The following is a 12,753-nucleotide window of genomic DNA, read 5'->3' as shown; positions in this document are numbered from 1 at the left end:
GTGGAGATTACCGACACGAATAAAGCGACCTTCGACGCCGTGGTCATCGGCGTGCCCAGCGTCCGTCGTCCCGCGACGAAAATCATGGCCCCGAATGATGACAGCGAGAATATCGCGGCGCCGCAGGAGCCAACGCCGCCAGTTGTGCTGCTGAAGCTTCCAACGGGCGCTACGATGGCGCTTCCGCTCGACCAGATCCAAAAAGTCGTTTTCAAAGGCGATTTTCATCCGGACGTCAGCAGCGACGACGAGCAGCGACGCATGACAATGCGTCTGAACTGGCCCGGCGGACGTGAGGACACGGCACAGGTCGGAATGGTCTACCTGGAAAAAGGCATTCGCTGGCAGCCCAGCTACAAAATCGATCTGGACGGCAAGGGACACGCACACGTCCAATTAGAAGCCACACTGGTCAACGACACGATCGATCTGAACGATGTCACCACGAACTTTATCATCGGCGTACCAACATTCGCCATGGCGGGAAATTTCGATCCGATCTCCTTGCGGGATACCATTGTTAGAATTGCAGGCGCCTCCGCGCAATCCGTCAACCTGTCCAATTTTTCCAATGCCGTACAGATGCAGCAGCAATATGCAGCGACTGATCAGCCGGAGCAAGCTCCGCCCGATCCTACCGTCGCCGGAGAAGGCGCCAACGAAGATCTGTTCATCTTCAAAGTCGCTCATGTCACATTGAAGAAAGGGGAGCGCATGGTTGTGCCAATCAGCAGCTACGATTTGCCCTACACGGACATTTACACCCTCGATCTCCCCGCTTCGCCGCCGCTTGAGGTGCGGCAATATTTGAACAACTACAGCAGCTATAGCAGCGCGCCGAAGATGGTGGACGCTTCGCCGTTCATGCACAAGATTCGGCTTGTTAACCGCAACAGCGCGCCGCTCACCACCGCGCCGGCGCTGGTGCTGCGCAAGGGGCAGATAATCGCCCAGGGCCTCATGTCCTACGCCGCCATCGGCGCGACCACCGACCTGCCGCTCACCAAGGCGGTCAACGTCAAGGTCTACAAGAACAGCCGCGAAACCAAACGCACGCCAAGCGCCGCGAAGTGGGCAGGCGCGACATACTCCCGCGTGGATATTTCCAGCATGGTCACGATTAAGAACTATGAGAACCAGGCAATCAATCTGGAAGTGAGCCGCCAGGTCCTCGGAATGCTGGACGCCGCCTCCGCTCCCGGAAAGTTTTCACAGCTCAGCACTTTGGATAACGAAGACACGCCGGCAATCGGCGCGTCGCAATGGTGGAATCACTTCAACGGCGTCGGCAAAGTCAGCTGGAAGGTCAAGATCACCCCTAAGCAGAGCCTGGACCTGAAGTACGGCTGGCATTATTTCGTGCGATAGCTCAACGACGACAAGGAAAACCCCATGACGAAATATCCCTTCCTGCACTGTTTGGCGCTCGCCGTATGCCTGAGCGCTCCCTGTCTGGCGGCGCCGGACGCCACTCCGATCACCAATCTTCCCGTTCGGGAGATCACCGTGTTCAAAGACGGGCACGCGTTTTTGCTGCGTGAAGGAACGGTCCCCACCAACGCGGACGGCAACGTGACGGTGGATCAGCTCCCCAGGCCCGTGCTTGGGACATTCTGGCCCTACTCCGGGGACACCCGCGCCAAGCTGACAGCCGTGGTCGCCGGCAAACGAACGACCACCATGGCGCGCACAGCAACGTCGATCCGGGAGATGCTCGACGCCAATCCCGGGGCCTCCGTGCAGATCACCGATACCAGCAACGCCAACTTCGACGCCGTCATTATCGGCGTTCCGCAGCCCAAGGCTGTCGTCACGGACGGGAATGACGCAAACGACGACAGGGTCATCGCGCCCAGTCAGCCCAGCATCGTGCTTCTCAAGCAAACCACCGGGGCAACTTTGGCGTTTCCGATCGACCGCATTCAAAGCATTTCGTTCAAGGATAACTTCCATTCAGACCTCACCGAAGACAGTGAGCGTCGGCGGCTGACGATGCGACTGGAATGGACCGGCGGAAAACAGGACAAGGCGCAGGTGGGAATGGTCTACCTGGAAAAGGGAATCCGGTGGCTGCCTAGCTACAAGATCGACCTGGACGGCAAGGGACACGCACACGTTCAATTAGAAGCTACGCTGGCGAATGAGATGATCGACTTGAACGACGTCACCGCGAACCTCGTGATCGGCGTTCCGACATTCGCCATGGCGGGAAACACCGATCCAATCGCGCTGCAGGAAACCGCCGCAAAACTTTCCTCCCTCTTCTCCGAGGCCAGGGATTCTCGGACAGGCTACGCCTTTTCCAACGCGATGGCGACCCAGCGCGCGTACGCCGCGCCGGCAATATCGGATTCGAACGCACCCGATCCCGCCGTCACCGGCGCGTCCGGCAATGAGGATCTGTTTGTCTTCAAAGTCTCGCATATCACTCTGAAAAAAGGCGAGCGCATGGTCGTTCCGATCTCCAGCTACGATCTCGCTTATACCGATGTCTACACGCTCGATCTTCCGGCTTCTCCCCCCATAGAAGTACAGCAGTACCTTAACAATTCCTATTACAACCCTCCAGCCAGCAACGAGCCGAAGCTAGTGGATGCTTCGCCGGTCATGCACAAGATCCGTCTGATCAACAGCAACAGCGCGCCGCTCACCACTGCCCCCGCACTGATCCTGCGCGATGGCCGCTTGGTCGCACAGGGCCTGATGTCTTACACCGCCATCGGCGGAACGAGCGATCTGCCGATGACTCCGGCGGTCAACGTCAAGGTCTTCAAGAACAGTCGCGAAACCAAACGCGCCGCCAACGCCGCGACCTGGGCCGGAAACAACTACGATCGCGTCGATATCGCCAGCATGCTGACGATCACCAATTACGAAAGCCAGGACATTAATCTGGAAATCACCAGGCAAGTCCTGGGAACCATGGACACCGCTACGCTTCCTGGAAAGGTCGAACAAATCAGCACGCTCGACAACGAAGACGCGCCCCGAATTAGCGCGCAGGAGTGGTGGAACCACTTCAACGGCATCGGAAAGGTCAGCTGGAAGGTGAAGATGACGCCCAAACAGTGCCTCGATCTGAAATATGGCTGGCATTACTTCGTGCGCTGAGCAAAAACGCGCGGAGTGGCGATATTGAATCCACAAGACCCGATCACGCAGTGTCGCGCGATCGGGCTTCAAAAACTCTCAAGAGAAGACCATGCCCCTGACCGCGTCCTCACATTGTAAATACCGCGTTCCCAGAAATGAAACCCGAACAGGAGCGCTTGTATGAAAAAAGCGCTTGCTGTGATCTTCGCGACCGTCACCCTGGACGCCGTCGGGATCGGCCTGACCATGCCGATTATCCCAAGATTGCTGCGCGACGTAGGTCATACCAGCGCCCTGGGCTGGCGGTTCGGGGCCTTTCTTGCCCTATACGCGCTGATGCAGTTCTTCTTCTCCCCCATTCTCGGCGCCTGGAGTGACCGGATCGGGCGGCGGCCGGTGCTGCTCCTGTCGCTGGCGGGGTCGGCGGTCGATTATCTGTTCATGGCGCTGGCGCCGTCGCTCACGCTGCTGTTTGTGGGAAGGGCGATCTCGGGGATTACCGGCGCGAGCATGTCGGTGGCGTCGGCGTATGTCGCCGATATCACGCCGGAGGATCAGCGCGCGCGACGCTTCGGACAGCTCTCCGCCTGCTTTGGCGTCGGCTTTATCGCCGGTCCGGTGATCGGCGGGTTATTGGGAGAGGTCTGGGTCCGCGCGCCGTTTCTGGCGGCGGCTGTCCTCAACGGTCTCAATCTGATTTTAGCGCTGTTCGTACTGCGCGAGTCTCGCACAGGCGACGGCGCGGGCGGCGCGCCTCTCTCGTTCAATCCACTGCGTCCTCTGCGCTGGGCGCTCACGTTCCCCGCCCTGCTGCCGCTGCTTGGCGTTTATGTCCTGCTGGGATTGATCGGCGAGGTTGGCGGCACGATCTGGGTGATGTATGGGGAAGATAAATTCGCCTGGAAGCCGCTGACGATCGGCGTTTCGCTCGCCGGATTCGGCCTGTTCCACGCGCTCGCGCAGGCGTTCGTCTCCGGTCCTATCTCCGAACGATGGGGCGAACGCCGCGCGCTGCTGGTCGGCGTCGCCGCCGACAGCACGGCCTACGTGCTGATCGCGCTCGCCACGCAAGGCTGGATGGCGTTCGTCCTGCTTCCTATTTTCTGCCTGGGCGGCATTGGAGCTCCCGCGCTGCAGTCGCTTCTCTCAGGCAAAGTGGGAGAAGATCATCAAGGGCGGCTGCAAGGCGTGCTCACCAGCATGACGAGCCTCGCTTCCATCGCGGGACCGCTGCTGATCAGCACGGTCTACTTCGCATCGCGCGCCACGTTTCCCGGTCTCGTCTGGCTCGGCGGCGCCGCGCTCTATCTTCTCTGCCTGCCGGTCCTTCTTCGCCGACACGCCATTTGATCTTACTTCTCATCCTGCTCCATATCGCTGAGCTGAAGATTGAGCGCCTTGACCGACACCTGGATTTCCCTTACGGACAAGCTCAGCGACACGATCATCAGCACCAGGCTCACGCCGAAGATCACCTTCCCCAGCGCAATCCATCCGAAAAAGAGCACGAACATACAAATGGCGCAGAGCAGCAGGCTCAGCACCGCAAACGCCTGCATGTTCCGGATAAGAATCAGCCGATAGCGCAAGTTCTCGATCTGCCCGCGCAGCAAATGGTTCTTTGGATCGGCTTTATGACGCGCGTACAAATCACGCACCAGCGCCGACATGGCGAGAAATCGATTGGTGTAAGCCAGCAGTAGCAGGGAGATCGTAGGAAAAAGAAGCGCGGGAGTATTGAGTGTGATTTCCATTTATAAATCGCGAGAATGAACGACGATAAAAAAAGCCCACAAACCGAAATTTGTGGGCTCGTTTGCTGCTTTATTTTACCCTTAAGCGCGCACAAACGGATCGACGCCGAGGGAGCCGCGCAGGTCTTCGAGGTACTGCGCGCTTTCAATTTGCGTCAGCGTGGCTGTGGCTTCTTCGAGACGCGCCGTATTCTCATCGCTCAGCGCGGCGTCGAGCGGATTTGCCTGGTCAAGGAACGTCTGCAAGGCGGTCAGGTGCGCTTCCCAAAGACGGATGTCTTGAGCTTGCTGCTCACGCAGACGCTCACGGTACCAGTCGCTGCTCAAGAGATTTTCACGCGTGAAGAGATTACGAACCTCTGGATCGTGGACGGTTTTGCCTTCGTACTCACCGTCCCGCATGATGTGCAGCAGGGCCTTGAGCGGAGGGCAGGCGTGCTCTACGCTGCCGTCGGCAAAGTAGTTTTCCGCGATTAATTTTTGCGTCTCGACGATGTTGTCGATGCCGTCCACCACCGACGCCAAGTCCTGAAGCTCGGGACGCAGCATTTCGGGCGTAAAGACGTTGCTCGGGTTATCGAAAACGATGCCGAAGAACGTGCGCGCGAAGTGCGCCGTGATCCGGTACCCCAGTCGGCTCGCCAGCACCGTGCGGCCTTCGTATTCGAAGTCCGGACACTTCTCCAGGAAGTTGTTCTCGATCAAGTACTGCGGATCGCGCTCGGCGACGTCCATGCGCGACCAGACCTCGGGGATCAGAAGGCTGACGTCATGGTCGACCCGGTAATGCGGTCCGACGTAGCCAGCAGCGGTGACGAAACACTGGACCCCGGTGAGAACATGCGACACAAACGCGTTGTTCAGATCGATGATCGGCGGCAGGGCGTTGAATGGCCCTTTCGTCAGCGCGCCCTCCGAGCCCGCGCCCGTGGTGGACGGCGACTTACCGGTCAGGCTGCTGATCAGCTCCATGAACAGTTCAGGCGTTTCCTGATAGTGGATCGGATTGTAAACCGAGAGCGAACGGATGCCGGCGGAGGCGTCCGGCGGGTTCAGGCGGCGGCCTGGAAGCACGGCATTGACCGGCGTGTGCACCGGCATTTCCAGCGGAAGCTCGCGGTGCAAGCGCGCGCCGCGTTCGGCGAGGTAGACAGGCCATTGATCGATCAGGTCCGGACGCATTTGGAGATAGCGCGGGTTCTTGGTCGGCTTGCCATCCACGATACGCGGGTTCGCCGAGGAAACGAAGTACCCCTTCTTGCCAGCGGCCTGCCCGATCACGGACTGCATCGGCTCTGTGAACTGGCCGAACGTGATCGGCGCCGCGATCATCGCGGAGGCGTCGGCCCCAGTCAGCGGCGCGAAGTTCGAGAAGAAGTTGTCCGGCTGCGCGAAGTGAGCCTCCGTGAACTTATCATAGCCGCGATGGATGGCGTCGTCGGGCCGCTGGAAGAAGCGGCGCTCAGCGTTTTGAATGAGCTTGAAGCTTGTCGGACCGCTGTAGCTGGGGTTCAGCCCCATCAGCCGCGACGCGGGGACGACCACCGAAGCGGAAATATCGTCCTCCTGCTGCAGCTTGGCGGCGGGGACAAAATCCGAGCGCAGCGTGAACATGCGCCACTTGCCGTCCTCGGTGAAACCGACGCGCATGGAATGAATGACCAGCTTCTCGTCCTGAAAGCGCAGTTCGTTGCCAGGGCTGCCGTTGACCACATCGACGCTGAAGTGTTCGCGCCAATTTTCGCCCATCTCCGGCTGATAGAGCCGCTTGACGGCGTAGACGAGCCGCTTGATCGGATACGGGATCGCGTCGAGCCATGCATTATACTCGTCGGTGTAAAGCCGGCGAGAGCGCGTGAACAGCTTGATTACCGAGCCAAGGGAACGCTCCGGGCTGAGGATCGGGCGGCTATTCTCCTCAGGGCCTTTGCGGAATCGGTCGCCGTAACTGCGCGCGAGCAGTTCCTCAACCGCGTCCAGATCCTTCTCGAAATCCGCGATAAAGAGGGGGCCATGCACAATGGCGTCCGAGATCGACTTGGCGATTTCGGATTTGCCGCCGCCGGAGACCGTGCTTGGCTTGTGGCAGAACGTGCCTTCCGAGGCGGTCCCGATCAGGCGCCACTGCCCCGACTCCACGTCCTTTTCCAAACGGACTTTGAAGCCCGAGGGGACGATGTAAGTTTTCTTGGGATCGAGCGCCAGCGACTGCGTTTCCCCGTTCACCGCCCAGCGTACGGTCTGGCTGTCGAGATCGATCGTGACGTCCTCGGGGACATAGATCAGGTCGGAATACTCGCGATCGACGGCATAGCCTTCGGGATATGAGTTGATCGTTTCTCCGTAAAGCTCCAGCAGCCCCTCGTAGGAGTGCTCCGTGCGCGGCAGATGAGTGGAGACCCGGAACGTGCGTCCCAGGTCGTACTGCGGATAAACGATCGCGCCGCCCGCGTGCTCCTCCTCGACCATGCCGAACAGGTTCGCGGCGAACGAAATCTGGGTCTTGACCTCTTTTTTGCAGTAGCCGTAGTAGTTGTCCGCGATGATCGTGAGCATCACGCCGCCGGCGTCGCGCGCCGTAACTTTGAAGGCGTCGCCGTTGTTGTAGAACTCGTCCTCACGCTCCCAGCACATCCGGTCGCGCTTCTGCCGCTCGGTCGCCTCGGAAATATGCGGCAGGCCCAGCGCTTTTTTGGTCAGTGTCGGCAGGTGCGGGGCGAGAATGATATAGCCAGTGTGCCCGGTCCAATGCTCGATGTCCAGTCCGGCGTTGTTCTCCGGCAAATGCGGGTCGCCGGCGTTGCCGAAGATCCTCTCAACGAAATCCAGATTGCTCGTCAGGTTTCCGGGCGCGAGGAACATCACCTCCATGGTCCGCTGCGGGGACACGTCCGGAACGGCGGGCGCGACGATCGGGCGCAGCATCAGCGACACGAAGGTTTCGACGGGAACGGCGTCGTCTGAGGTGAATGGCAGGCGCAGCAAGTCGCTGGGCGGGTTCAGGGCGGAGGCCAGCAGGCGCGCGAACGTTTCCTTCGGCACGGCGCTTTTGTCCGCCGGGATCGGCAGGCCGCCTTCGGCGACATGGAACACGCCTTGCGTGGTGCGCCGATCGCTTTTGGGATTATGCAGCGCTCCCTGATCGTTCAGCAGCCGATAGGAGCTGACGATACTGCTTTCGAACAGATCACCCCGCTCGGGCAGCGACAGTTCCGAAGCCATGCCGGCGCGGTCCAAAATAAAAATCTCGCCCAGTCCCAGCAGCCGGATCGGCTGCGGCAAATGCAGCTCGGCGAGGTAGCGATCCAAGAACTTCTGGACGCGGGCCGTGAGCGGCGCTTGTTCGCCATACGACAGGCGCACCCATTCACGCAGATGCGCCACGACTTCACGCGGCACGCCGGCCGAGCCGGTCCGTTCTCCCGCCACTTGCAGCTTCAGAGTGATGTAATCGATCCGCTCCTTACGGCGTGCGGAGATTCCGTCGTGGTCCGTATACGCGCCGTTTCGGCTCGCGTGCGGGGCATCCTGCCCGGGCTCATGAATACGCTGCATTTGTCAGGTCCTGTCTTGTTGAAATCAGAGGTTCGTCGTGGATCGTACGGCGTCGTGGTCGATGGGGGCGGCGTCGCCTGTTACGCAGAAATTATAGCGCGAAACAGGCGCAAAAAGCGCAACAGGGGATAAATCAGAAGAGATGAGATTCCCCAGAGCGCCGCCCTGGGGAATCGCCGAAATCTAAAACGCGTCTGAAGACACGAATGCGCCGCGTCAGTTCGCTGTCGGAACAGCCGGTATCTGCCGCTCGCGGACCTCCACGGTTCCGCCGTAATCGAGAGTCGGACAGATTTTGGCCAGCTCAATCGCCGCTTCGATCGTCTCGGCGCGCAGCGTGATGGTGCTGACGATCGCGCCTCCGGCGCCTGAAACGGCGCCGGAGGCGACGGCTCGGGCGGCGCCCGAAATCACATACCCCTCGTCAATAACGAGATCGCTTGTGACGTATTGATCCCGGGACTTCCAGTTTTCCAGCACGACATCCCATCCCGCTCGGATCGGCGGGATCTGTTCGGGGGCAAGCGCGCCCCGGTCAATTCTGACGATCAAAACATACTCGTTCATCTCTGTTTACTCTCCTCGTTCGAATTGAGAAGAGATTACCTGGAAAGAGAGAGCCCGGAATTGTAAAAAATCAGTGATTTACCAATACGAGCCCGACTGGAAGAATTCTTTCGGAGCTGCCCCCGTGAATGTTTGGAAGTCCTTGATGAAATGGGATTGGTCGAAATACCCGGCGGCGTGGGCGGCCTCCGAGAGGCTTCGATCCGGCGAGTAGCCCCCGATCACATTTCGCAGCCGCACGATTGACGAGAACTGCTTGGGCGAGGCGCCCACCGCCCTTCGAAAGCGTTTCTCGAACGGATCCAGGCTGAGATGCAGGTCCGCCGCCAGATCGTGGATTCTCTGATTGCCCCCAGACATCCGGATTTTTCGGACCGCCTCAAGGATCAGTAAGTCCGCCTGAGCGGTCTTGAGTTCGGAATACAGAAACTGCTCCGCGAGGCAAATCCGATCCATGTCCGTCGCAGCTTCGACTATCAGACCTTCCACGCGGTTCAATTTGTGACGGGGGATTAGATTCTCCAGCGCGACGGTTTCTCCAAAAAGCTCATGCAGCGGCGCTGAGAAAAACGCGGATGCGCCGCCCTCGGTGAAGGCCACCAGAAGTGTGGAGGTTTGCGGGGAATAGCGAAGTATGCGCCGTGATTTGCGCAGCCCGGTCACCATGGAGCCGGGCAGATCCTGGCCATCGCTCGCGACAGTCCCCTGGCAGCGAAAGGCGAGCACGAGTGATGTGCCCGGCAGGACATGACTGTCCATGCCGAACTCGCTTTCCACGATCATGTATGTTTGCACGAAGGGTTTGAGAAGGTCGCAGGGACGATATTTTTCGATGTGCATGGCGCTGCCCGCAGAAATGTCCTTTGCTGATTAGTTTAGGGAGCCAAAGCGGCCGATCGGCCAGAAGATCCATTTGACCTTCCCGACAATGCTGTTCCCATCCAGCGGCCCCCACTCTGTGCTGTCTCGGCTGTCGTTTCGGTTATCGCCCATCATAAAATAAGTATTCTTAGGAACTGCGCTTGCCGCCGTTTTGCTGAAAGCCGCATAATCGTCCTGAGAAATCGACTGACCATTGAGCCGGTAACGGCCGTTATCGGCCTTCAGAGATTTCCCGCCGCAGATCTTAAGGTCGTAGTCAGGGTCTTCGGCGGTAAACGGCTCGTCCAGTCGAACGCCGTTACGGATCGTGTACCCCGGAACGATCTTCACCGTGGAGTGAGGCATTCCCGTGACAGCCTGAGCGATCTTCTCATTCGGAACAGCCTTGCCGTTGATGGTGACTGCCGTGTCCGTGAAGCGGACGTGATAATCGGCCTGCGGGTCGTAATTTTCGGGATCGGCGGCGGCTTCCTGGATCGCGCCCTGTCCGAATAGTCCCGCCTGTAGAAACCGGCCGCGCAGGTCTCGATGGCTATACGGCGCTCCGTCGATGTAGACTCGCCCCGCGTGCGCCTCGATCCGGTCGCCTGGGACGCCGATTAGCCGTTTGACAAAATCCACCGGCGCGCCGGACGCCGCTTCCGGCGATCCCTCCAGGGCGGCGGGCGGAGCGATGAACACGGTGACATCATCACGCTGGGGCGGATGAAGGCGAGCGCCCAATTTATCCACCACAACCTTGTCACCGGCTCCATGCTGTCCCAGCAGCGTCGGCTCCATGGAGGGCGACGGAATAAAGAAGACCTGGATCAAGAAAGGGCGGATTACCAGGAAAAAGAGCCCGACCATCAGGATCCCAGACTCGAGGAAGTCGGCGACCATGCGGACGGCGGACGACGGCAGACGCACCAGCGCGAGACGCAGCGCGGTGGCCAAGGTGATCGCCCCGGCAATCCAGATCAAACTGAGATTCGAGATAAGATCGGCGAAGTTCGATGTCGGCAAAGGTTAATCCATCCTCACACGAAGCGTGTTCGCTCCCTCTGCAATACCTGGAAAGAGGGCGCAAAAAGTTCCGGGGCGTCCGCGAGACATAAAAAATAAAAAGCCCTTCACGTCATCGTGAAGGGCTCGCAAACGCCTAATGCAGAGTTTGGATGCGGCTGAGCGGCCAGAATATCCACTGAGCCTTGCCGACAATTCGGTTTCCCTCCAGCGGCCCCCACTCCGTGCTGTCTTTGCTGTCGTTCCGGTTGTCGCCCATCATATAATACGTATTGGGCGCCAGAGGTCCGGTGGGCGCTTTATTGTAGCCTGCGTACTCATTGTACAAAATCGGCTGTCCGTTGAGACGGTAGTGACCGTTGTCGGCTTTGAGGGACTGACCTTCATAGATCTTGAGATCATAGTCAGGGTCTTCGGCAGTGAACGGCTCGTCCAGCCGAACGCCATTGCGCATCGTGTAGCCCGGCGTGACCGTCACGGGGAGACTGGGCTGGCCAGTCACCAGTTCCGCGATCTTCGTATTCGGCACGACCGTCCCATTGATAGTGACGCCCTTATCGGTGAAACGGAGGTGAAAATTCGCCTGCAAGTCGTAGCCAGGCTCGTTCACGGAACGCTGCAGGGCTTCCTGGCCGAACAGGCCGTTCTCCAGAAACTTCTGGCGCAGCGTATAGTGGCTATACTCCGTCCCGTTGATGGCGACCCGTCCCGCATGCGCCTCGATCCGGTCGCCGGGAACGCCGATCAGCCGCTTCACATAGTCTACCGGCGTGCCGGACGCGGCTTCCGCCGTGCCTTCCACCGCAGCCGGCGGAGCGATAAAGACGGTGATATCCTCACGCCGGGGCGGATGAAGCCGGATGCCCAGCTTGTTCACCAGGATATGATCGCCCGCGCCCTGCTGCCCGAGCAGCGTCGGCTCCATGGACGCCGATGGGATAAAGAACGCCTGGATCAAGAATGGCCGGATCAGCAGAAAGACCAATCCGATGGCGACGATGCCCGATTCTAGGAACTCGGCGACCGAGCGGGCGGAGGGCGACGGCAGGCGCACCAGCGCCAGACGAATCGCCGTCGCGAAGGTGATGACCCCAACGATCCAGATCAAGCTGAGGTTCGCGAGGAAATCGGTAAAGTTCGATGTCAAAAGATTAATCCATCCTCACACAAAGTGCGTTTGCGCCACACTGCAATACTTCGAAACACGGGGCGAAAAGTTCCCAGGGGTTCAAAAGGCGTCCGTCATATCTCCGCCGCCCACCCGTGTCGGGTTTCCAGCGACAGCGCCCAGAATCATCAGCGCCCCAAACACATACATGCCGATCGGCAGCCACTGGGAGAGCGACGAGTCGATCTGCGCATCAGTCGGCGCCAGCGGATTGTAGTAAACCTTAACAGTATCGCCGACATGGTTCTGCGGCGGCCGCGAGCCCTGCGTGTCGCGAAACTCGGTCGGGACGCCCTCATAGGTCGTAAAATCAACGACGGAGTAATAATAGGAATCGCCGCCAGAGCCGCTTTGATCCAGGCGCACCACCCGCCCGGTGGCTTGAATGGCGGTCTTCCGAAACGCCGCGCTCCGATGTCCAAGATAGTGTCCAAGGAAGATCACGCCGACGCCAAGCGCAATAAACAGCAGACGTATCGGATTCAGCAAGCGTCCTAAGAGCATCAGCACGAGGACGCCGATCCCCACGCCGACGGCAATTTTCGTCCCCGTATCCGCCGGAGGCGAGAAAGGCGTTGCGTCGTAGGCGTTTGCCGGCGTTCCTGGAGACGCCATGCCGGGAGGCGCCGCAGCGCCCATTGGAGGCGAAGGCGTTTCCAGAACATCGGCCGTGACCGGACGGCCAAACTGGGGGATTACCACTCCCGCGGGCGGCGGGGACGCGTCTGC

Annotated in this window: 10 protein-coding genes; 3 read left to right on the top strand and 7 right to left on the bottom strand. The window is 59.7% G+C overall.

Annotated features, from left to right (window positions below):
• The 3 genes from ABIZ35_RS00520 to tet form a co-directional block, all read left to right on the top strand.
• On the top strand, positions 1-1,368 hold a 1,368-nt coding region (locus tag ABIZ35_RS00520), incomplete at its 5' end, for a hypothetical protein (RefSeq protein ID WP_348217918.1).
• A 24-nt stretch (positions 1,369-1,392) separates the two neighbouring features.
• Positions 1,393-3,111, top strand: coding sequence for a hypothetical protein (locus ABIZ35_RS00515; RefSeq protein WP_348217917.1), 1,719 nt, complete (start codon positions 1,393-1,395; stop codon positions 3,109-3,111).
• Between the two features lie 162 nt (positions 3,112-3,273).
• A complete protein-coding gene (tet, locus tag ABIZ35_RS00510) occupies positions 3,274-4,443 on the top strand; it encodes a Tet(A)/Tet(B)/Tet(C) family tetracycline efflux MFS transporter (protein ID WP_348217916.1) in 1,170 nt (389 codons plus the stop codon).
• A gap of 2 nt (positions 4,444-4,445) precedes the next feature.
• Here tet and ABIZ35_RS00505 read toward each other — a convergent pair whose 3' ends face one another.
• The 7 genes from ABIZ35_RS00505 to ABIZ35_RS00475 all read right to left on the bottom strand — a co-directional run.
• A complete protein-coding gene (locus ABIZ35_RS00505; RefSeq protein WP_348217915.1) occupies positions 4,446-4,847 on the bottom strand; it encodes a DUF2721 domain-containing protein in 402 nt (133 codons plus the stop codon).
• Positions 4,848-4,928: 81 nt separating this feature from the next.
• Entirely contained in the window at positions 4,929-8,402 is a 3,474-nt protein-coding gene (locus ABIZ35_RS00500; protein ID WP_348217914.1) for a hypothetical protein, read from the bottom strand.
• A gap of 216 nt (positions 8,403-8,618) precedes the next feature.
• A complete protein-coding gene (locus ABIZ35_RS00495; RefSeq protein WP_348217913.1) occupies positions 8,619-8,969 on the bottom strand; it encodes a hypothetical protein in 351 nt (116 codons plus the stop codon).
• Positions 8,970-9,047: 78 nt separating this feature from the next.
• Positions 9,048-9,809 (bottom strand): helix-turn-helix domain-containing protein, encoded by a 762-nt coding sequence (locus tag ABIZ35_RS00490; RefSeq protein WP_348217912.1) that lies wholly within the window; start codon positions 9,807-9,809, stop codon positions 9,048-9,050.
• Positions 9,810-9,839: 30 nt separating this feature from the next.
• Positions 9,840-10,856, bottom strand: coding sequence for a signal peptidase I (gene lepB / locus ABIZ35_RS00485; protein ID WP_348217911.1), 1,017 nt, complete (start codon positions 10,854-10,856; stop codon positions 9,840-9,842).
• A gap of 136 nt (positions 10,857-10,992) precedes the next feature.
• Complete coding sequence (lepB, locus tag ABIZ35_RS00480; RefSeq protein WP_348217910.1) at positions 10,993-12,003, bottom strand: signal peptidase I; 1,011 nt, start codon at positions 12,001-12,003, stop codon at positions 10,993-10,995.
• Positions 12,004-12,084: 81 nt separating this feature from the next.
• On the bottom strand, positions 12,085-12,753 hold a 669-nt coding region (locus tag ABIZ35_RS00475), incomplete at its 5' end, for a DUF3592 domain-containing protein (RefSeq protein WP_348217909.1).

The sequence above is a fragment of the Capsulimonas sp. genome (assembly GCF_039929585.1).
In the GTDB taxonomy this organism is placed as follows: domain Bacteria; phylum Armatimonadota; class Armatimonadia; order Armatimonadales; family Capsulimonadaceae; genus Capsulimonas.
This window is presented reverse-complemented; position numbering and strand designations above follow the sequence as displayed.

Excerpts from the sequence above, each read along its gene's own strand:
- ABIZ35_RS00515 (WP_348217917.1), top strand. The coding sequence starts at position 1,393 with ATGACGAAATATCCCTTCCTGCACTGTTTGGCGCTCGCCGTATGCCTG.
- tet (WP_348217916.1), top strand. The coding sequence starts at position 3,274 with ATGAAAAAAGCGCTTGCTGTGATCTTCGCGACCGTCACCCTGGACGCC.
- ABIZ35_RS00505 (WP_348217915.1), bottom strand. The coding sequence starts at position 4,847 with ATGGAAATCACACTCAATACTCCCGCGCTTCTTTTTCCTACGATCTCC.
- ABIZ35_RS00500 (WP_348217914.1), bottom strand. The coding sequence starts at position 8,402 with ATGCAGCGTATTCATGAGCCCGGGCAGGATGCCCCGCACGCGAGCCGA.
- ABIZ35_RS00495 (WP_348217913.1), bottom strand. The coding sequence starts at position 8,969 with ATGAACGAGTATGTTTTGATCGTCAGAATTGACCGGGGCGCGCTTGCC.
- ABIZ35_RS00490 (WP_348217912.1), bottom strand. The coding sequence starts at position 9,809 with ATGCACATCGAAAAATATCGTCCCTGCGACCTTCTCAAACCCTTCGTG.